Below are 20,399 nucleotides of genomic sequence, written 5' to 3' on the forward strand. Positions count from 1 at the left end.
CGCCGCCGGGCATTTCCCGGGTTTCGGTGCCGGATCGCGTTGTGCGGCGGCCTGTCAGGCCCCGGTGGAAGTCTCGCCCAGCCGCAACAGGCCCCGGTCGAGGAACCGAACCATCCAGGCGAAGCTGGCGTCCGGTTCCCCGTCCCACTGGAATCCGCCCCCGGACTGCAGGGTGGCGAACCCGTGAAAGGTGCTGCGCAGGGTCCGCATCGCGTGGATCGTGTCGGCCTCGGGGATGGAATAGCCGCGCAGCACCGCCGCCATGGATTCCAACAGCCGTGAACTCGGCTGTCCCAGTGGATCGTCCGCCCCCGCCGGCTCGACGCCGACGGTGGCCGCGTACCGGCCCGGGTGCTCGACGATGTAGCCCCGGAACCCGTCGGCGAAGGCGGCGAGCGCGGCGCTGCCCGAATGTCCGTGCATGGCATCGCGAATACGCGCGTCGAGTTCGGTCAGCGCGAGCACCGCGATGCCGTGCTGCAGGTCGGCCAGGCTCTCGACGTGCTTGTAGAGCGAGGGCGTCCGCACGCCGAGCCGCTGCGCCAGCGGGCTCAGCGCCAGGTTCGCGAAGCCCACCTCGTCGGCCAGCGCCGCACCGGCGGCGATGACCTCGGCTCTGTTCAGTCCGGCCCGCGGCATCAGGCGTGCGCCTGCAGGAACGGCAGGATCAGTTCGGCGGTGCGCTCGGGCATTTCGGCGTGCGGGTAGTGGCCCGCGCCCTCGACCAGTCCGAGGCTGCCCAGTCCGGCGGGCATGGCGGCGATGACGGCGCGGCCCTCGGCCTCGGGGTTCGGGAAGTCCGGGTCGGCGGTGCCCATGACGACGAGCGCGGGCCGGGTGACGTTGCCGAGCTGGGCCTGCGCGTCGGCGGGGGTGGATTTGCCGGTCTTCATGAATTCCGCCATCCGGCCCGGTTCGCGCAGCGTGGCGAACAGGGCCGCGAGCTCGGCGTCGTGGTCGGCGGGCTTGGTCGGGTACGACACGTCCAGGTACTTCGCCCACTGCCCCAGGCTCTTGAAGACGAGCGTCGACATGAGCGGCACCATGCCGCGGCGGTACCGCGGGGTCTTGACGAGCGCGCCGAGGTCGAACTTCTGCACCAGGGTGAACGGGTTGATCTCCACGATCGCCCGCACCAGTTCCGGCCCTTCGGCGGCGGCGATGGTCGCCGCGCCGCCGGAGAGCGAATGCCCGACGATGACGGCCGGTCCGCCCAGTTTCGCGATGAGGGCCAGCAGGTCCCGCGCCACGTCGGTGCGGCTGATGGCGTCCTTCCCGGTCTCGGACGGCCAGTTCAGGCTGGATTCGCCGTGGCCGCGCATGTCGGCGCTGACCACCCGGTAGCCCGCCGCCGCGATCAGGGGTGCGAGGTGCCGGTAAGCCTGGCGCCGATCGCCGATGCCGTGCGAGAGCACCACCAGCGGGCCGTCACCGATCACGTCGTACGCGATCCGGCCGCCGTCGATGTCCAGGTACTCGGTCATGGTGTCCCTCTCCTCGAAGAAGTGAAGCTAAGTTCGATAGCCATAAAGCTAATAGCTTTAGCCAATCTCGTCAACCCCGCGCGCCGCGCCGCTTTTCGGGCCTCCGTACGGCCGAGCCCGTGGACTTTCCGTGGTGCCTTCCGTGGTCAGCACGGATGTCGCGCCGACCGCCCGGAAATACCGTTATAGCCATACCAACCAGCACGAACAGGAGCCGGAGACTATGACCGCCACCCCAGCCAAGGGCATCAAGACGGTGCTGTACCCCGTCTCCGATCTCACCGCGGCCAAGGCGCTGTACACCGCCCTGCTCGGGGTGGAACCGGAGATCGAGGGCACCTACTACGTCGGCTTCACCGTCGACGGCCACCACATCGGCCTGGTGCCGGACGGCGGCCCGCAGGGCAACACCGTCCCGGTCATCTACTGGGAGGTGCCCGACATCGAGGCCAAACTCGCCGAACTGGGCCCGGCCGGCGCGACCGCGCGGCAGTCCCTGCGCGACACCGGCAACGGTCGCCGCGTCGCCGAGGTGCGCGACGCCGACGGCAACATCCTGGGCCTGCTCCAGGATCGCTGAACCGCCGCGGTTCTTCGAATCTCGCTGTCCCCGAATCATTCCCGCCGACCACGGCACCCGAACACCGCACATCCGGAGGAACCCGAAATGACCACCGCCACCAAGACCACCGTCGGCTTCTCCGCCGCCGAGCGCGCCGCCATGAAAGCCCATGCCGCCGAACTCAAGACCGAGGCCCGCCGCGGCGGCAAGTCCTCCAAGGCCGACGGCACCGCCGACGTGCTCGCCAAGATCGCCGAGATGAACGACTCCGATCGCGCCCTGGCCGAACGCGTGCACGCCATCGTCACCGCGAACGCCCCGCACCTGATGCCCAAGCTCTGGTACGGCATGCCCTCCTACGCCAAGGACGGCAAGGTGCTCTGCTTCTTCAAGAGCGCCGAGAAGTTCAAGTCCCGCTACGCCACCTTCGGCTTCGAGGACAAGGCGAACCTGGACGAGGCCTCGATGTGGGCGACCTCCTTCGCCCTCACCGATCTGACCCCGGCCGACGAGGCGTTCCTCGGCGCGCTCGTCGCCCGCGCGGCCCAGTAGTCCGCGAAATACCTCCCGGCCTGCTGTTTCGCCCGGATCACCACCCGGTGGTCCGGGCGTTCGCCGGGGGCGAACAAGGTCGCGGAATTACCGGGCGGGGGTCGAGGTTGACTGGGTAACGCTCAACCTGAGTTGAGTAGGAGACGCTCAATCTTGGAAGAGGTAGCAGTCGTGACCAACACCCAGAACCTCCCGGTCCTGTTCCTGACCGATCCGATCGTGCTGCCCGGCATGATCGTCCCGATCGAGCTCGACGAGTCCGCGCAGGCCGCCATCGACGCCGCCCAGGCCGGCAAGGTCAACCAGGTGTTGGTCGCGCCGCGACTGGATCAGGGCTACGCCGGATACGGCGTGGTCGCCACCATCGAGCAGGTCGGCCGCATGCGCGGGGGCGCGCCCGCCGCGGTCCTCAAGGCCGAGGGCCGGGTGAAGATCGGCCACGGCGTGACCGGACCCGGCGCGGCCCTGTGGGTCGAGGCCGAGCTGGTCGAGACCCCGCCCGCCGACGGCCGCACCCGAGATCTGGCCGCCGAGTACAAGAAGCTGGTCGTCGCGGTGCTCCAGCGCCGTGAGGCCTGGCAGGTCATCGACGCGGTCAATCAGCTCTCCGATCCGTCGGCCATCGCCGACGCGGCGGGCTGGGCGTCGTACCTGAGCCACGACCAGAAGCGCGAGCTGCTCGAAACCCTCGATGTGGCAACCCGTTTGACCAAGCTGACCGAGTGGACCAAGCAGCACATCGCCGAGACCGAGGTCAACGAGAAGATCAGTGAGGAAGTGCGCGACGGGGTCGAGAAGTCCCAGCGCGAGTTCCTGCTGCGCCAGCAGCTCAACGCGATTCGCAAGGAGCTCGGTGAGGACGAACCGGACGGCGCGGAGGATTACCGCACCCGGATCGAGAACGCCGATCTGCCCGAGGACATTCGCGAGGCCGCGCTGCGCGAGGTCGGGCGGCTGGAGCGGGCGAGCGATCAGAGCCCGGAGTCGGGCTGGATCCGCACCTGGCTGGACACCGTCCTGAAGCTGCCGTTCGGCGTGAAAACCGAGGACAGCACCGATGTCTCGGCCGCGCGCGCGGTGCTGGACGCCGATCACCACGGCCTGGACGAGGTCAAGGACCGCATGGTCGAGTACCTGGCGGTGCGCGCTCGTCGCGCCGCCCGCGGCCTGGAGGTCGTCGGCGGTCGCGGTTCCGGCGCGGTGCTGGTGCTGGTCGGCCCGCCCGGCGTGGGCAAGACCTCGCTGGGTGAGTCCGTGGCACGGTCGCTGGGGCGCAAGTTCGTTCGCGTCGCCCTGGGCGGCGTGCGCGACGAGGCCGAGATCCGCGGCCACCGGCGCACCTACGTCGGCGCGCTGCCCGGTCGCATCGTGCGGGCGATGAAGGAGGCAGGTTCGATGAATCCCGTCGTCCTGCTGGACGAGATCGACAAGGTCGGCTCCGATTTCCGCGGTGATCCGGCGGCGGCGCTGCTCGAGGTCCTGGACCCCGCGCAGAACCACACCTTCCGCGATCACTACCTGGATCTGGATCTGGACCTGTCCGACGTGCTGTTCATCGCGACCGCGAATGTCATGGACACCATCCCCGGCCCGCTGCTGGACCGCATGGAGCTCATCACCGTCGACGGTTACACCGAGGACGACAAGGTCGCCATCGCCCGTGACTTCCTGATCCCGCGGCAGCTCGAGCGCAACGCGCTCACCACCGACGAGGTCGAGTTCACCGACGAGGCGCTGCGCGAGGTGGCGGCGAACTACACCCGCGAAGCCGGTGTGCGGCAGCTGGAAAGGCTGATCGCCAAGGCCCTGCGCAAGGCGGTGACCAGGCTGTCGGAGTCGGCGGACCCCGCCGCGGGCAGCATCGTCTCCGCCGGCGAGTTCGTGCCGGACACCGGAAGCGATTCCGCCGCACTGGGTTACGACGCGGAGCTGGGCTACGACGCCGGGGTTCCGGTGTCGGCCGCGGATCGCCTGGTGATCGGCGTCGGCGACCTGAAGGACTACCTGGGCCGTCCGCGCTTCACCCCCGACGGGGTGGAACGCACCGCGGTGCCCGGTGTCGCGACGGGTCTGGCGGTGACCGGCGCCGGCGGCGACGTCCTCTACATCGAGGCCAACGCCGCCGAGGGCGAGCGCTCGCTGACCCTGACCGGCCAGTTGGGTGACGTGATGAAGGAGTCCGCGCAGATCGCGCTGACCTACGTCCGCTCGCACCTGGAGGAGATCGGGATCGAGCCGAAGGTCCTGGATCGCAACATCCACATCCACTTCCCCGCGGGCGCCGTTCCCAAGGACGGTCCCTCGGCCGGCGTCACCATGGTCACCGCCCTGGTCTCGCTCGCCCTGGGCCGTCAGGTCCGCGCGGATGTGGGCATGACCGGCGAGGTCACCCTGAACGGGCGCGTCCTGCCGATCGGCGGCGTGAAGCAGAAACTCCTCGCCGCCCAGCGCGCGGGCCTGAAGACCGTCTTCATCCCCGCCCGCAACGAGCCCGATCTCGACGAGGTCCCCGCCGAGGTCCTGGCCGCCCTGGATGTGCGCCCCGTCGCAGACGTGGCCGACATCCTGGCCTACGCCATCGAACCGGTCGTGGAGCCGGCCCTCGACGGCATCCCGCTGAGCGCCACCGCCTGATAGCGCACGCCCAGGTAGCCACGCCGATGAGAAATCCTCTTCGGCGTGGCTACCGGCGTATGAGGGATTGTCACGGTGACCTATGGAATTCTCGCACTGTCGTGTACGTGATCACGTACGCTGAATTCATGTCAGTTGAACATGTGAGGGAGATGGCCATGCGACCGATGTCCGCCAGCGAATTCCGGACCAACCTAGCCAGCGCCCTCGACATGGTCACCGACGATTTGGAAGAGGTGGTGATCACCCGGGCCGGTCGTGAGCCCGCCGTGGTCATCTCGCTTCGCGAGTATGAATCGCTGAAGGAGACCGCATACCTTCTCGGCACCGAGGCGAATGCCCGGCATCTGCGCGAATCCCTCGCGCACTGGCGTCGCGGCGAGGTCGAAGAGCACGATCTGATACCGGTCGATGACGAGGTGGAGGAATGAAGATCACCTTCACTCCACCGGCATGGAAGGACTACCTGTGGTGGCAGGAGAACGATCGAGCAGCGCTACGGCGAACCAACAGGCTGATAGATGACATCACTCGTAATGGCCACGAAGGCATTGGCAAGCCCGAGCCGCTGCGTGGAGACCTACAGGGCCTGTGGTCTCGTCGAATAACCAGTGAGCACCGACTCATCTACGTGATCGAAGAAGACTCGGTAACCATATTCGCCTGCCGCTTCCACTATCAGTAGCCGCACAGCTACCGCTGCGGCCCGTGTATGTTTCACATGAAACGAAACCTGCACGGGCCGTTCATTTCTCGTACGGTGATTGGTTGTGATGACTGTTGCCACCTGGAACGTTCTGCACCGTGTACACGCTGACAACTGGGACAGCGAGATTGCCGAGAAGTGGCCGGACGAGCGTGAGCGCATCTCCGCTGTCGCGGGACTGTTGGCCGACCGATCGGAAAAGGTGATCGCGCTCCAGGAGGTCAGTGGCGACCAGTTGGCGGAACTGCGAAGGGTTATGCCGGGCAGGAGTTTTCACGTGCTGCGGTATCCGCGGATTCCCAGGCCCAAGCGGGTTGCCTCGCAGTTGGCCGACGGCACCGAAGCGCTGGTGCTCATGGTGGACGGGCCGAGCCGGGAGGTGTCCGCCGAGCCGTTCGTCAACGATCCCGGTAACGGCGCGCTCGCCGTGGAGGTCGGGGGCGTGCTCGTGATCGCGACTCATGTCACCGGAGACGGTCGCCGAGACGTCCAATTCGCCCGGCTCGCCGAGTTGGCCGGGCGCGAGCCAGCGGTCCTGCTCGGCGATTTCAACGCCGACAGCATCACCGTGGCTACCGCGCTGGGGCCCGAATTCGCCTTCGCGAGTTTCGCGCCCGGCTCCGCCGCGACCCGGCCGCGCACCGCGAGCTCGAAATCCCAGTTCATCGATCACGTCATCGCGCGCGGCCGCGCCGTGCGCGCGGCCGCCGTGGTCGATGTGGCGGGGGTGTCGGACCACAACCTGGTCCACGCCACCATCGACTGACGGGCTCAGAACTCCCCGGCCACGCCCAGTACGGTGCGGCCGGAGTGGGTGCCCTCGAGGACGGCGTGCAGCACGGCGCCGGCCTCGGTGACCGGCGCGTAGTTCTCCAGCAGCGAAAGGCTCTGCGGATTCAGCTCTTTCGCGAGCCGGGCCCAGAGTTCACGGCGCGCGGCGATGGGATGGTGCACCGAGTCGATGCCGAGCAGGGACACCCCGCGCAGGATGAAGGGCATGACCGTGGTGGGCAGGTCGGTGCCGCCGGTGAGCCCGCTGACCGCCACCGCCCCACCGTATTTCGTGGTCGAGAGGATGTGCGCGAGCGAGGTGCCGCCGACGCTGTCGACCGCGCCCGCCCACAGCGATTTGCCCAGCGGCCGGACCTTCTCGCCCTCGGCGGGGAGCCGCCCGATCACCTCGGACGCGCCGAGCGTGGTGAGCAGTTCGGTGGTGCCGAGCTTGCCGGTGGAGGCGATGACCTCGAACCCCAGCGTGGACAGGATGTCCACCGCGATGCTGCCGACGCCGCCGGTCGCGCCGGTGACCAGGATCGGACCCGAGGCGGGGGTGAGTCCGTGGTCGAGCAGGGACTGCACGCTCAGCGCCGCGGTGTACCCGGCGGTGCCGATGGCGGCGGCCTCGCGCGGGGTGAGCCCGTCGAGCTTGACCACCCACTCGGCCGGCACCCGGGCGTATTCGGCGAAGCCGCCGTGCTCGGTGACGCCGATGCCGTACCCGTGCGCCACGACCGGATCGCCGACGGCGAAGTCGGGGCTGTCCGAGCGGAACACCTCACCGGTGATGTCGATGCCCGGCACGATCGGGTAGTCGCGCACCACGCCGCCGCCGGGGGTGATGGCCAGGGCGTCCTTGTAGTTGGCGCTCGAGAAATGCACCTTGATCGTCACGTCGCCCGCGGGCAGGAAATCCTCGGTGACCACCTCGCGATCGAGCGTGATCCCGCTGTCCGATTCGTGTGCCACCATCGCCTGGAATTCCATGCTCCGAGCATAGGACCCGGCTCCCGCCCACAACAGGGTCCGGCGTCGGCGAGGCGGCATTACCCCGCGGGTAATCGCTTTCGCTCACCCGCTGCGGGACCGTTGTCCCAGCCCGCGAAAAGCAAAGGAGCGCAGCCGATATGCCGACCTACCAGAGCACCGACGGCACCACCCTCGCCTACGAGGACTACGGCACCGGGGAGCCGATCCTCTTCGTGGCGGGCTGGTCCCTGAACTCGGAGATGTGGGAGTACCAGCTGCACTTCTTCCTGGACCGGGGCTACCGCTGCATCCTGCCGGACCGGCGCGGTCACGGCCGCTCCGAACGCCCGAGCACCGGCTACGACGTGGACACCCGCGCCGACGATCTGGCCTGCCTCGTCGAGCACCTGGACCTGCGCGACTTCACGCTGGTCGCGCATTCGGCGGGCGGCGCGGAGGCGGTGCGCTATCTGGCCCGGCACGGGCAGGACCGTGCGGTCCGCCTGGCCTTGCTGGCGCCCGCGATTCCCTACCTGTGCCAGACCCCGGACAACCCGGTGGGCGCGCCGCGTGAACTTCTCGAAGCCTCCCTGCACCAGCTGCGCACCGACCGCCCGCAGTGGTTCGCCGATCGCGCGCAGGGCTATTTCGCCACCCACCTGCGGCCCGGCACGAGTCAGGCGGTGATGGATCTGGAGATGAGCCGCTGCCTCTCGGCGTCCCCGTACGCCTCGGTCGAGGTGCAGCGTCAGCTGTTCACCTCCGATCACCGCCCCGACGTCGAGGCGCTGACCCTGCCGGTCCTGCTGCTGCACGGCTGGGCCGATCAGTCGATCCCGATCGAGATCAGCAGCAGACAGGCGGTGCTGCTCGCCCCGCACGCGGTGCTGAAGGAGTACCCCGACGCCGGTCACGGCCTGTACATCACGCACGCCGCCGAGGTGAACGCGGAGATCCTGGCCTTCATGAAGGGGTGAGCGGCGGGGCGCGCCGGACAGTCGCCGCGCCCCGCATCCCGGCTCCGGCTCAGGCGAACTTCGGTGCCCGCTTGCCGACGAACGCGGCGATGCCCTCCGCACCGTCGGCCGATTCGGCGGAATTCGTGATGAACGCGGCCTCGGTGGCCAGCTGCTCTTCGAGCGTGTGCTGCCCCGACACCAGCAGCAGCTTCTTGACGTGCGCGTTGGAGCCCTTGGGCCCGGCGGCGAACTGCTCGGCGAGCTCGTCGACGGTCGCGGCGAGCTCGGCGTCCGCCACCACCCGGTGCAGCAGTCCCCACTCGAGCGCCTCGGCGGCGGTGAGCACGCGGTTGGTGAGCATGAGGTCCTGGGTGCGGCGCAGGCCGATCAGGCGCGGCAGGTAGTAGGACGCGCCGCCGTCCGGGCTCAGCCCGACCTTGGTGTACGCCATGGTGAATTTGGCGGATTCGCCCGCGACGACGAGGTCGCCGGCGACGGCGAGACTGAACCCGGCCCCGGCCGCGGTGCCGTTCACCGCGACGATGAGCAGCGCGTCCATCCGGGCCAGCGCGGACACCGCCTCGTGCAGGGTGCCCGCCAGCTTCTCGATGAACTGCCCGGTGTCGGCGCTGTTCGCCATGGCCTGCAGATCGCCGCCCGCGGAGAAGAACTTGCCCGCCCCGGTGAGCACGACGACCTTGACGGCCGGATCCTCGGAGCAGTAGGTGGCGGCGCGGACCAGCTCGTCGGCCAGGGCCTGGTCGATGCCGTTCGCGGCGGTGGGCCGGTTCAGCGTGATGCGGGCGATCGGGCCGGCGGGCTCGAAGCTGATGTTCTCGTATGTGGTCATCGGATGCGTGCCTTCCGTCTGTATTCCTGGACCCAGCATGTCAAACGCGGCCGCTCACCCCGGTTCGGGACCGAATTCGACGCGGACGCCGAGCAATCGGATGGGGCGGTCCAGTTCGAAGGAGTGCAGGACCAGCAGTGCGGTCCGCACGACTTCGTCCGGGTCGGTGGTGGGCGCGCGCAGTTTCTTCTGTTTGGTGCGGGTGAAGAAGGTGCTGGTGCGCACGGTGACGCCCACCCGCCGCACGGTGCGCCCCTCCGCGAAGGTCTCCTCGGCCACCACGGTGGCGAGCCGGGTGATCGCGGCGTCGAACTCGGCGCGTTCGGTGAGATCGGCGGCGAAGGTCTCGGAGTGGCTGCGCCCGACGGGTTCTCGTGGTTCGGCGACGTCGGTGTCACCGGCACCGTGCCCGAGTACCCACAGATAGGGTCCGGTATTCGGGCCGAATTCGGCGGCCAGCGCCGCGCGGTCGGCGGCGGCGAGTTCACCGATGGTGTGAATGCCCAGGGCCGCCATGCGTTTCGCGATGCGACCGCCGACGCCCCACAGCGCGGTGGTCGGCCGGTGCGCCATGAGCGCGGTCCAGTTCTCCGCGGTGAGCCGGAAGACGCCGGTGCCCGCGCCGGGAATCGGTTCCTCGGTGGCGCCGGACTTGCCCACCGCCTTCGCGAATCCGGTGGCGAGTTTGGCGCGAGTCTTGTTGTCCCCGATGCCGACCGCGCTGGTCAGCCCCAATCCTTCGATGGCGGAACGGATGTCGCGCGCCAGCTGTTCGGGGTCGTCGGTGTCGGCGGCCAGGAAGGCCTCGTCGAAGCCGAGGACCTCGACCCGCCCGGGAAAGGTGCGCAGCAGCTCCATGATCTCCTCGGAGGCCACCGCGTAGGCGGGCAGATCCTGGGCCAGGAACAACCCGTCGGGGCAGTGCCGCAGCGCGGTGCGCAGCGGCATCCCCGCGTGCACCCCGCACGCGCGGGCCGGGTACGAGGCGCACGAGACGACCTTGCGCGGCTCGTTCGGATCCCCGTTGCCGCCCACGATGACCGGGAGTCCGCGCAGCTCGGGACGGCGGCGGAATTCGACCGCGGCCTGGAATTGGTCGAGGTCGACGTGCAACAGCCAGCGCGCCACCCCTCCGTCATACCGCATGGTCTGTGGAAATGCCGGGATTCGGGGTTGCGGGATCGAGTAAAACAGAACTAAATTCTGGACATGAAGATTCGAGATCGGTTGCTGCTCGCGGCCGAGCGGCAGTTCGCCGAGCACGGCGCTCTCGACGCCACCCTCACGCAGATCCGGGACGCGGCCGGCGCCAGCGTCGGCGCGCTCTACCACCACTTTCCCGACAAGGCCGAGCTGTACCGGCAGGTCTGGGCGCACGCGCTGGCCGACTACCAGCGGTGTTTCTGGGCGGCGGTGGGCGAGAGCGCGGACGCCGAGTCCGGGGTGCGCGCGGCGGTGACCGAACATCTGCGCTGGGTGACCGAGAACCAGTACCGCGCACAGGTTCTCACCTCCGCGCGACCGCCGGGGGTGCGCGAGAGCGAGAGCAACCGCGAGTTCATGCGCTCGGTGCTGCGCTGGTGGCGCACGCACGCGAGCTACGGCGCGGTGCGCGAACTGGATTTCGACCTGCTGTACGCGCTGTGGCTGGGGCCCGCGCAGGTGTACGCGCGGCAGTGGCTCGGCGGCGAGATCGTCACCGCGCCGATCGAGGTGGCCCCGCAGCTGGCCGACGCCGCCTGGCAGGTGCTGCGCGCCGATCGAACCGAGGTGAAGGAAGAACGATGACCACCACCGAATTGAATCTCGAACTGGGACAGCGGATTCTCGAGGCGCAGGGCTTCAGCCGGCTCGTCGGCGCGGAGCTGACCGCCTTCGGCGACGGCCGTGCGACCCTGGAGATTCCGGTCCGCCCCGAACTCGGCCAGCAGTTCGGCTACGTGCACGGCGGTGTCCTGGCCTACGCCGCGGACAACGCGCTCACCTATGCCGCGGCCACGGTGCTCGGTGCGAACGTGCTGACCGGCGGCTTCACCATCACCTATCTGCGGCCCGCGGCGGGGGAGCGGTTGCGCGCGGAGGCGAGCGTCATCGACGCCACGCGCCGCCAAGCCGTCTGCCGCTGTGAGGTTTTCGCCGACGGCCCGGACGGCTCGGTGCTGTGCGCGGTCGCGCAGGGCACGACGCGCGGCGTCGAACGGCCGCTCAGCGGGAACGGCGCAGCCACTCCATCGGAGAGCGATACGCGTAGCGCGCCTTGACGACCCCGGTCTCGATCTGACCCACGACCCGGATCAGCGGAGCGCCCGGAAAACGCGGCAGGTTCACCCGATCGGCGACGGTCGCGTCCGCGCCGCGGCGCAGGCCGTCGAGGTCGACCCGCCAGCCGCGCGGCACCACGATCACGATGGAGCCGGACCCGGCGTGCAGCTCGAGATCGATTTCCCGGCGGGTGCAGTGCGCCCGGGTGAAGTCGATGACGACCCGGCCCGAAGTGCAGTGGGCGACAAGCTGTTTCGGTACCGTCCACTGCTCCGGGGTGCGCTGGAAGCCGGAGGTCACCCGCAGTTCCAGCGGGTGCTCGGCCAGCGGCGACCGCTGCGGGGCGGTGCGGCCCGCGGGGTGCGGCGCCTCGGGGAAACGGTAGGCGGAAACCCGCTGCTGCTCCGTCGTACGACTCACTGATACTCCTCCCCCGGCCTGTGAAACAAGCATCCGATCGGCTGTGCCAGGGAAGTCGAATTATGCCGTACACCAGGGTGTTTCGGACCGGCCGGACCTTAACGGTCCGGTTACGGGCCGGTCTCGCTCCGGTACCCTTCGCCAGATCATGTTCAACCCGGAATCGCTGCGGCACTGGTCCCGGCCCGATCCCGGTGATCCGGGGTCCGCGCGCACCGGCGTGGCGCCGCGCGCGACCCGGTTCAGCGCTGCCCGAGATAGATGGTCGACGCGCCGAGCATGAAGATGTCCTCGCGCGCGGCGACATGGGTGGGCGCGGTGGAATCCAGCAGGGCGTCGATGGTTTCGCGATCCGCGGCCGCGATGTCGTCGCCGATATGGGTGCGCAGCGCCGCGAGCCAGGCGACCACGCTCTCGCGGACCTGCGTGCTCGGCGGCGCGGGATGTTCGGTGAGCACGCTGAACGAGGTGACGGTGTGCAGGCCCGCGCGTTCGAGCGCGCTGCCCCAGCCGTACGGCATGCGCACGGCCGCCGGGATTTCCGCGCGCATGCGAGCGAATCCCGCGTCGCGCGCGGCGAGCAGCCGGTCCTGCAGGCCGGGTTCCCCGATGCCGAGATCCCAAGGCAGGCAACGGGTCGTGAGCCCGCCCTCGGACAGCGCCAGCCAGCCCTCCGGGTGCAGCAGCCGGGCCAGTCGATCGGTGCCCGCCTGCTGATCGGGCAGGTGATGCACCATGCGCGAGGCCCACACCACGTCCGCGGCCGGGACGAGATCGAGCAGCGCGTCGTCCGCGGCGTCGGCGTGCACGGTGTCCACGCGAACCCGGTCGTCCCCGGCGAGCGCGTTGTCGACGGTCTCGCGCGCGGCCTCGATGAGTTCGGGCACCGCGTCGACGATCACCAGCCGCCCGCCGCCGCGCCCGGCCAGCTCCCGCGCCAGCGCCGCGCTCTGCCCGCCGGCCCCGGCGCCGATGTCGACGATGGTCGGCAGATCGGTGGTCACCAGGCCGATGAGCCTGCGCGCGATCAGCGCGCTGCTCTCCTGGCCCATCGCGTCGTCCCGCCGCAGGTTGGCCAGCTGCTCGGTCCAGTCGATGCCGTCATGGGTGTGCCCATGAGCGTGGCTGTGGTGCCGGCCGTGTGAGTGCCCGTGCCCGAGCCCGTGTGAGTGCCCGTGCCCATGACTGTGCGTGTGTGCTCCCATGGGTTCGACGCTACTGCGCACCCCGGGCGGCGAGCACGAATGTCCCGGATCGGCCGGTGGGCCCGGGCGTCTGCCGCGCACGGCGGAGGCCGGACGCGTGCTCGGCGTCCGGCCTCCGGTCGGTGCGGTGCTCCCGGGCCCGCGTCAGGCGGCCGCCGAGTCGGCGTCGTCGGCGAACTGGGTGCGGTACAGCTCGGCGTAGCGTCCGCCCGCGGCCAGCAGCCGGGTGTGCGTTCCGCGTTCGACGACCCGGCCGTGTTCGAGCACCACGATCTGATCGGCGTTGCGGATGGTGGACAGCCGGTGCGCGATGACCAGCGCGGTCCGGCCGGTCAGCGCCTCGGCCAGGGCTTCCTGGACGGCGGCCTCGGAGGTGGAGTCCAGCGAGGCGGTGGCCTCGTCCAGGATCACCACGCGGGGCTGCTTGAGCAGCAGCCGGGCGATGGTCAGGCGCTGGCGTTCACCGCCGGAGAGCCGGTAGCCGCGCTCGCCGACCACGGTGTCCAGGCCGTCGGGCAGTGAGGCGATCAGCTCGCGCAGGCGCGCCCGCTCGAGGGCGTCCCACAGTTCCGCCTCGGTGGCGCCGGGGCGGGCCAGGGTCAGGTTGGCGCGGATCGAGTCGTGGAACAGGTGGCCGTCCTGGGTAACCAGGCCGACGGTGTCCTGGATGGAACGGCTCGTCAGCTCGCGCACGTCCTGCCCGCCGAGCCGCACGGCGCCCGAATCCACATCGTAGAGTCGCGAAACCAGTTGGGCGATGGTGGATTTGCCCGCGCCGGAGGAACCTACGAGGGCGACCATCTGCCCGGGTTCGGCGCGCAGTGACACCTCGTGCAGCACCTGTTCGCCGCCGCGGGCGTCGAGCGTGGCCACATCCTCGAGCGAGGCCAGCGACACCTTGTCCGCGGCCGGGTAGCCGAAGTTCACCCGGTCCAGCTCCACGGCGATGGGCCCGTCCGGCGCGGGGGTGGCGTCCGGCGCGTCCTGGATGAGCGGCTCGAGATCCAGGATCTCGAAGACCCGCTCGAAACTCACCATGGCGGACATGATGTCCACGCGGGCGCTGGCCAGTGCGGTGAGCGGGGAGTACAGGCGGGTGAGCAGCAGCGAGAGCGCCACCACCGAACCGGCTTCCAGCTGTCCGCGCAGCGCGAACCAGCCGCCGAGTCCGTACACCAGCGCCAGCGCGAGCGCCGAGACCAGGGTCAGCGCGGTGATGAACACCGTCTGCAGCATGGCCGTGCGCACGCCGATGTCGCGCACCCGCCCGGCCCGCGCGGCGAATTCGCCGGATTCGCGGCTCGGCTGTCCGAAGAGCTTGACCAGGGTCGCGCCGGGTGCGGAGAACCGCTCGGTCATCTGGGTGCTCATCCGGGCGTCGAGTCCGGCGGCCTCGCGCTGGATCCCGGCCAGCTTCTCGCCCATGCGCCGCGCGGGGATCACGAAGACCGGCAGTAGCACCAGCGCCAGCAGGGTGATCTGCCAGGACAGGCGCAGCATCACCACGAGGGTGAGGACCAGCATCACCACGTTGGTGACCACGCCCGAGAGGGTGGAGCTGAACGCGCGCTGCGCTCCGATCACGTCGTTGTTCAACCGGCTGACCAGCGCGCCGGTCCGGGTCCGGGTGAAGAACGCGACCGGCATGCGCTGCACGTGATCGAACACCGCGGTCCGCAGATCGAAGATCAGCCCCTCCCCGATGCGCGCCGAGAGCAACCGGATAACCAGTCCCAGACCGGCATCCAGCACCGCGACCAGCGCGATGATCACCGCCAGCGTCACCACCGTCGAGGGCGCGGAGCCGCTGACGATGTGGTCGACCACGCGTCCGGCCAGAACCGGTGTGGCAACGGCCAATACCGCGGCCACCACGCTGAACAGCAGGAAGGCCAGCAGTCGCCGATGGTGGCCGCGGGCGAAGTCGAAGATCCGCCTGGCCGTCACCATCCGCAACGGTCGTTCATCCGTGTTGGCGTGCATCTGCCGGTACAGCTGATCCCACGCCACCGATTCCATACTCATCGCCGAACTCCTCACCACGTCCGAGCTCATCGAACCCCGGACCACCGACACTAGAACCTCAACAAAGGTTCAGAGCAAGCGATGCCGGCGGTTGCTTCGCCGAGAGCGAACGGCGCTCCGGCGCCGGGGTATACGTCCGGGCGCGACGCTCGTCTCGGCGCTCGGAAAAAAATTCGCCGCGACCGATGAGTTCCGAATCGGCCCTTCGTCCTAGCTGTTGAACGCGCTACCAACCCGGCGCGACGGACCAGAAGGACAAGACGATGACCACCGCGAACCCCACCGCCGCTTTCACCGCCGACCGCACCGACCGTCCCGGCAAGACCCGCAACCGGGTGCTGTGGACCCTGCAGATCGTGCTCGGCCTCTTCTTCATCATCGCCTCGGGCGGCCCGAAGCTCGTCATCCCGAACACCCTGATGGAGAACCCGCCGGAGAACCTGACGATCCCGATGGGCCTGCTCATCTTCATCGGCCTCGCCGAGGTGGCGGGCGGCATCGGCCTCATGGTCCCGAAGCTGACCGCCCTGGCGGCCGCGGGCCTGACGGTCCTGACGATCCTGGCCGCCGGCGCCCAGGGCATCATCGCCGGCAAGCCCGAGCTCGCGATCTTCCCCCTGGTCCTGGCCGCGATCTTCGCCTGGATCGCCTACGAGCGCCGCGCCTCCCTGACCGACCTGCGAAACACCTTCTCCCGGTGACGGTTTCCCCGCCCCCAAGTTCATAGCCCGACCCGGCGACCGGTGGCCCCCACCGGTCGCCGAGCTGCGGCTATCGACGTCGATCGCTCGTCGGGTTGGCAGCGATCGATCCCGCGGCCACCCGGTCGCGCCGCCCACCGGCGGCGCACCGGGTGGCCGTTTCCGTGTCGCGCGACTGCCGCGAGGACCACGAAAGCCGTGGGTCGCGGGTCAAAGTGTCGGTCGAGCAAGGCGTGCATGACGGGGGCGTGGGACCGCTGGTTCTAGGCTGGCCGGGTGAGTGAAACGTTGCTGCGTGAGCTGCGGGGGCGGCTCCGTGGCGAGGTCGACCGGTCGGAGCGGCGGCGGGTGGAGTACTCGTCGGACGCTTCGAACTATCGGGTGTTGCCGGTCGGGGTGGTGTTTCCGCGCACGGACGACGACGTCGCGGCGACGCTCGAACTCGCGCGGGGGGAGGGGATCGGGGTCACGGCGCGGGGAGCGGGGACATCGGTGGCGGGCAACGCCATCGGGGCCGGGCTGGTGGTGGACTTCAGCAGGCATATGAACTCGGTGCTCGAGGTCGACGCCGAGCGGCGGGTGGCGCGGGTGCAGCCGGGGACCGTGCTGCGTGAGCTGCAGGGGCGGGCCGCGCCACTGGGGTTGCGGTTCGGGCCGGACCCGTCGACGCAGAACCGGTGCACGCTCGGCGGGATGATCGGCAACAACGCCTGCGGGCCGCGCGCGGTGGCGTGGGGGCGGACCTCGGACACCGTGCGGGAGCTGCGCGTGCTCGACGGTCGCGGGCAGGCGCGGCGACTGGCGAACGACCCGGCCGCGGTGCCGGGACTGGCGGAGTTCACCCGGGCCAACCTCGCCGTCATCCGCACCGAACTCGGCCGGCTCGAGCGGCAGGCCTCCGGCTACTCACTCGAACACCTGCTGCCCGAACGGGATTCGGCCGTCGCCAAGGCGTTCGTCGGCACCGAGGGCACCTGCGGACTGCTGCTGGAAGCGACCGTCGCGCTGGTGCCGGTGCCCCGGGCCACGGTGCTGGTGGTGCTGGGCTATCCGGACATGCCCGCGGCGGCGGACGACATCGCCGCGGTCATGGTCGCCGCGCCCATCGCGGTCGAGGGCATGGACGCGCGGCTGGTGAACGTGGTTCGCGCCCATCGCGGCCGGGTACCGGACCTGCCGCGCGGTGCGGGCTGGCTGCTGGTGGAACTGGCCGCGGACACCCCCGAACTGGCCCGCGCGGCGGCCGAACTGCTCGCGGGCGCCACGAACGCCGTCGACGCGCGCGTGGTACTCGACCCGCGAGAAGCCAAGGCGCTGTGGGCGATCCGCGCGGACGGCGCCGGTCTGGCCGGCCGCACCCCCGACGGGGCGCCGGCCTGGCCCGGCTGGGAGGACGCGGCCGTGCCGCCGGAACGGCTCGGCGACTACCTGCGCGAATTCGCCGAGCTCACCCGCGAGCACGGCGTGGACGGCCTGGTCTACGGTCATTTCGGCGACGGCTGCATCCACGTGCGCCTGGATCTGCCGATAGCCGATGCGCCGCAACGCTTCCGCGCCTTCCTCGAGGACGCCGCCCGGCAGGTGGTGCGCTTCGGCGGCTCCCTGTCCGGCGAGCACGGCGACGGCCGCGCCCGGTCGGAACTGTTGCGCCACATGTACTCCGACACCGCCCTGGCCGCCTTCGCCGGTTTCAAGGCCCTGTTCGATCCCGACGACGTCCTCAACCCGGGCGTCCTGGTCCGCCCCCGTCCCGTGGACGCCGACCTGCGCGTCGCCGGTCTGCGCCCCCTGGCCGCCGGCGGCGGCTTCGCCTTCCCCCTCGACGGTGATCTCGCCACCGCCGTGCACCGCTGCGTCGGGCTCGGCGCCTGCCGCGCCGACAGCTCCGCCACCGGCGGTTTCATGTGCCCGTCGTACCTGGCCACGGCCGACGAGAAGGACACCACCCGCGCCCGAGCCCGCGTGCTGCAGGAGGTGGTGCGCGGCGACCTCGACTGGCGCTCTGACGCCGTGGCCGAGTCCCTGGACCTGTGCCTGTCCTGCAAGGCCTGCCGCTCCGACTGCCCCGCGGGCATCGACATGGCCACCTACAAGTCCGAGACCCTCCACCGCCGCTACCGGCACCGCCTCCGCCCGCGCGACCACTATTCTCTCGGCCGCCTCCCCCAATGGCTCACCGCCGCAACCCGTTTGCCCCGACTGGTCAACCGACTCACCGCTTCCCCGGCCCTGCGCCGCCTGGCCGCCCGCGCCGCCGGCCTCGACCCTCGCCGCCCGTTCCCGGCCCTCGCCCCCGAGTCGTTCCGCCGCGCGTACCGATCGACCCCCCTCGGCCCGGGGCACACGCCTCCCACCGGGGGCCGGCTCGGTCTTCACGACCGGCGCGCCGAGGATTCGGCAGGCACCGACCTCCTCGGTACAGGAGACGAATCACCCACCACCCGCCCTCGGGAACATGCCGTCGAGCCCGCGCGGTCTCCATGGCTTCCCGCCGATGGCTCACCGATCGACGCCCCCGACCCCATTGGCCAACGCGGTGCGAGCGTCCCGGCGCAGCCGGTGATGCTGTGGGTGGACACGTTCAGCGACGCCTTCGACCCGGAAATCCTGCGGGCAGCAACGGAATTGATCGAATCGCTGGGATACGAGGTGAGAATTCCGGACCGCCGCGTGTGCTGCGGCCTCACCTGGATCAGCACCGGCCAGTTGGACGGCGCGCGCAAGCGGCTGCGGGCCACGGTGGACGCGCTGGCCGAGCATGCCCGTGCCGGGGGAGTGGTGGTCGGTTTGGAACCCTCGTGCACCGCCACCCTGCGCGAGGACCTGCCGCACCTGCTGCCGGAGGACGAGCGCGCGGTCGCGGTGGCGGGCGCGGTCCGCACCCTCGCGGAGTTCCTGGAGGCCCAGCCGCACTGGCGGCCGCCCGATCGGAACGACCGCACCGTGGTGGTGCAGCCGCACTGCCACGAGCACGCGGCGTCCGGGTTCGCGGCCGACCGCCGCGTCCTGGAACGCACCGGCGCGACCGTGCGCGAGATCGCCGGCTGCTGCGGGCTGGCGGGGAACTTCGGCATGCAGCGCGGCCACCACGAGGTCTCGGTCGCGGTCGCCGAGAACGGCCTGCTCCCGGCCCTGCGCGCGGCCCCCGGCGCCACGCTCCTCGCCGACGGGTTCAGCTGCCGCACCCAGGCCGACCACCTGGCCGGGCGGAAGGCCCAGCATCTAGCCCAGTTCCTGACCGAGCGCGCGGACCCCGGGGATACCTCTCGACCATGACCGCCGTCACTGGCGCAGAATGTTCCGGTGACCTCCGCCCCGCCCATCACCGCCGCCGTGCGCACGGTGCGGTCCGAGCGGCCTGTCGACCTGGCGGCCACCGTCACACCCCTGCGCCGCGGTTTCGGTGATCCCACCCATCGCGAGACCCCGGACGGCGCGCACTGGCACGCCTCGCGCATGCCGAGCGGCCCGGTCACCTTCCGGCTGCGCCAGGCCGACCGGTGCGCGGTCGAGGCCCGGGCCTGGGGCCCCGGCGCGCAGGAGTTCCTGGACGGGCTGCCCGCCATGCTGTGCCTCGACGAGGACGTCACCGACTTCACCCCGGACCACCCCAAGATCGCCGAGGCGCACCGCCGCAACCCCGGGCTCCGGATGCTGCGCACCGGCCTGGTCTTCGAAGCGCTGGTCCCCGCGGTGCTGGAACAGAAGGTGCACACCAGGACCGCGCACGAGTCGTGGCGGAAACTGGTGTGGCGCTTCGGCACCGAGGCGCCGGGCCCCGCGCCGCGCGGACTGCGCCTCATGCCCGACGCGGAGACCTGGCGGCACATCCCGTCCTGGGAGTACCACCGCGCGAACGTGGGCCCGCAACGCTCGAAAACCATTGTGCTGGCGGCCCGTATAGCCGCGAAGCTGGAGGAGGCCGCGACCCTCGGCCACGCCGACGCGGCCGCCCGCCTGCGCACCGTTCCCGGCATCGGGGTCTGGACCGCCGCCGAGATCGCCCAGCGCGCCTTCGGTGATCCGGACGCCCTGTCGGTCGGCGATTTCCACCTCGCCGCCACCGTCGGCTGGACGCTGCTCGGCAAGCCGATCGACGACGACGCCATGATCGAGTACCTGGAACCGCTACGCCCACACCGCTATCGGGCGGTCCGCCTCCTCGGCCTCGCGGGCTTCGCCCACAAACCCAAGTTCGGCCCCCGCACCCCTTACACCGACCACAGCCGCATCTGACCTACCCCGCACGGCCGAGCCCGCGGCAGCGCATTGTTCCCGGCCGAGCCGGGCTCC

20 protein-coding genes are annotated in these 20,399 nt (G+C 70.4%); 12 read left to right on the top strand and 8 right to left on the bottom strand.

What is annotated here, in order from left to right; translation table 11 throughout:
• Positions 1-54: 54 nt before the first annotated feature.
• Both ACWIGI_RS04110 and ACWIGI_RS04115 read right to left on the bottom strand, forming a co-directional pair.
• Positions 55-639 (bottom strand): TetR/AcrR family transcriptional regulator, encoded by a 585-nt coding sequence (locus ACWIGI_RS04110; RefSeq protein WP_454200866.1) that lies wholly within the window; start codon positions 637-639, stop codon positions 55-57.
• Positions 639-1,484 (bottom strand): alpha/beta fold hydrolase, encoded by an 846-nt coding sequence (locus tag ACWIGI_RS04115; RefSeq protein WP_454200867.1) that lies wholly within the window; start codon positions 1,482-1,484, stop codon positions 639-641. Before ACWIGI_RS04115 ends, ACWIGI_RS04110 begins: the two co-directional genes overlap by 1 nt.
• A gap of 223 nt (positions 1,485-1,707) precedes the next feature.
• Here ACWIGI_RS04115 and ACWIGI_RS04120 point away from each other — a divergent pair, with 223 nt between their 5' ends.
• The 6 genes from ACWIGI_RS04120 (at position 1,708) to ACWIGI_RS04145 (ending at position 6,704) form a co-directional block, all read left to right on the top strand.
• Positions 1,708-2,064 carry a VOC family protein gene (locus ACWIGI_RS04120; protein WP_454200868.1) on the top strand — a complete coding sequence of 119 codons (357 nt, stop codon included), beginning with the start codon at positions 1,708-1,710 and terminating at the stop codon, positions 2,062-2,064.
• 87 nt (positions 2,065-2,151) lie between these two features.
• Positions 2,152-2,598 carry an iron chaperone gene (locus ACWIGI_RS04125; protein ID WP_454200869.1) on the top strand — a complete coding sequence of 149 codons (447 nt, stop codon included), beginning with the start codon at positions 2,152-2,154 and terminating at the stop codon, positions 2,596-2,598.
• 171 nt (positions 2,599-2,769) lie between these two features.
• Positions 2,770-5,232 carry an endopeptidase La gene (lon, locus tag ACWIGI_RS04130; RefSeq protein ID WP_454200870.1) on the top strand — a complete coding sequence of 821 codons (2,463 nt, stop codon included), beginning with the start codon at positions 2,770-2,772 and terminating at the stop codon, positions 5,230-5,232.
• Positions 5,233-5,339: 107 nt separating this feature from the next.
• On the top strand, positions 5,340-5,663 hold the full coding sequence (locus ACWIGI_RS04135) for a type II toxin-antitoxin system Phd/YefM family antitoxin (RefSeq protein WP_454200871.1): 324 nt from the start codon (positions 5,340-5,342) through the stop codon (positions 5,661-5,663).
• Entirely contained in the window at positions 5,660-5,917 is a 258-nt protein-coding gene (locus ACWIGI_RS04140; RefSeq protein WP_454200872.1) for a Txe/YoeB family addiction module toxin, read from the top strand. The genes ACWIGI_RS04135 and ACWIGI_RS04140 overlap by 4 nt, the downstream gene beginning before the upstream one ends.
• Before the next feature lie 88 nt (positions 5,918-6,005).
• Positions 6,006-6,704 (top strand): endonuclease/exonuclease/phosphatase family protein, encoded by a 699-nt coding sequence (locus tag ACWIGI_RS04145; RefSeq protein ID WP_454200873.1) that lies wholly within the window; start codon positions 6,006-6,008, stop codon positions 6,702-6,704.
• Between the two features lie 5 nt (positions 6,705-6,709).
• Here the strand turns inward: ACWIGI_RS04145 and ACWIGI_RS04150 are convergent, their stop codons facing one another.
• Entirely contained in the window at positions 6,710-7,702 is a 993-nt protein-coding gene (locus tag ACWIGI_RS04150; protein ID WP_454200874.1) for an acrylyl-CoA reductase family protein, read from the bottom strand.
• Positions 7,703-7,842: 140 nt separating this feature from the next.
• Here ACWIGI_RS04150 and ACWIGI_RS04155 point away from each other — a divergent pair, with 140 nt between their 5' ends.
• The gene (locus tag ACWIGI_RS04155; protein WP_454200875.1) at positions 7,843-8,661 is read left to right on the top strand and encodes an alpha/beta fold hydrolase; all 819 of its coding nucleotides are present in this window, start codon (positions 7,843-7,845) and stop codon (positions 8,659-8,661) included.
• 49 nt (positions 8,662-8,710) lie between these two features.
• On the opposite strand, the gene ACWIGI_RS04160 is transcribed toward ACWIGI_RS04155, so the two are convergent.
• Entirely contained in the window at positions 8,711-9,493 is a 783-nt protein-coding gene (locus ACWIGI_RS04160; RefSeq protein ID WP_454200876.1) for an enoyl-CoA hydratase/isomerase family protein, read from the bottom strand.
• Positions 9,494-9,547: 54 nt separating this feature from the next.
• A complete protein-coding gene (locus ACWIGI_RS04165) occupies positions 9,548-10,621 on the bottom strand; it encodes a DNA polymerase IV (protein WP_454201025.1) in 1,074 nt (357 codons plus the stop codon).
• Between the two features lie 81 nt (positions 10,622-10,702).
• Here ACWIGI_RS04165 and ACWIGI_RS04170 point away from each other — a divergent pair, with 81 nt between their 5' ends.
• Together ACWIGI_RS04170 and ACWIGI_RS04175 are read left to right on the top strand one after the other, a co-directional pair.
• Positions 10,703-11,281 carry a TetR/AcrR family transcriptional regulator gene (locus tag ACWIGI_RS04170; RefSeq protein ID WP_454200877.1) on the top strand — a complete coding sequence of 193 codons (579 nt, stop codon included), beginning with the start codon at positions 10,703-10,705 and terminating at the stop codon, positions 11,279-11,281.
• A complete protein-coding gene (locus ACWIGI_RS04175) occupies positions 11,278-11,754 on the top strand; it encodes a PaaI family thioesterase (protein ID WP_454200878.1) in 477 nt (158 codons plus the stop codon). Before ACWIGI_RS04170 ends, ACWIGI_RS04175 begins: the two co-directional genes overlap by 4 nt.
• Here ACWIGI_RS04175 and ACWIGI_RS04180 read toward each other — a convergent pair.
• From ACWIGI_RS04180 to ACWIGI_RS04190, 3 genes are all read right to left on the bottom strand, one after another.
• A complete protein-coding gene (locus ACWIGI_RS04180; RefSeq protein ID WP_454200879.1) occupies positions 11,699-12,175 on the bottom strand; it encodes a hypothetical protein in 477 nt (158 codons plus the stop codon). The two genes, ACWIGI_RS04175 and ACWIGI_RS04180, sit on opposite strands and share 56 nt — an antisense overlap.
• Positions 12,176-12,417: 242 nt before the next feature.
• Entirely contained in the window at positions 12,418-13,380 is a 963-nt protein-coding gene (locus ACWIGI_RS04185; RefSeq protein ID WP_454200880.1) for a class I SAM-dependent methyltransferase, read from the bottom strand.
• Positions 13,381-13,524: 144 nt separating this feature from the next.
• Positions 13,525-15,405: an ABC transporter ATP-binding protein gene (locus ACWIGI_RS04190; RefSeq protein ID WP_454200881.1), complete on the bottom strand. Its 1,881-nt coding sequence runs from the start codon at positions 15,403-15,405 to the stop codon at positions 13,525-13,527.
• Between the two features lie 263 nt (positions 15,406-15,668).
• Between ACWIGI_RS04190 and ACWIGI_RS04195 the strand changes: the two genes are divergently transcribed.
• From ACWIGI_RS04195 to ACWIGI_RS04205, 3 genes are all read left to right on the top strand, one after another.
• Positions 15,669-16,106 (top strand): DoxX family protein, encoded by a 438-nt coding sequence (locus tag ACWIGI_RS04195; protein ID WP_454200882.1) that lies wholly within the window; start codon positions 15,669-15,671, stop codon positions 16,104-16,106.
• Positions 16,107-16,382: 276 nt separating this feature from the next.
• On the top strand, positions 16,383-19,382 hold the full coding sequence (locus ACWIGI_RS04200; protein WP_454200883.1) for an FAD-binding and (Fe-S)-binding domain-containing protein: 3,000 nt from the start codon (positions 16,383-16,385) through the stop codon (positions 19,380-19,382).
• 27 nt (positions 19,383-19,409) lie between these two features.
• Positions 19,410-20,342, top strand: coding sequence for a DNA-3-methyladenine glycosylase family protein (locus tag ACWIGI_RS04205; protein ID WP_454200884.1), 933 nt, complete (start codon positions 19,410-19,412; stop codon positions 20,340-20,342).
• Positions 20,343-20,399: the final 57 nt, after the last annotated feature.

The organism is Nocardia sp. NPDC055321 (genome assembly GCF_053645575.1).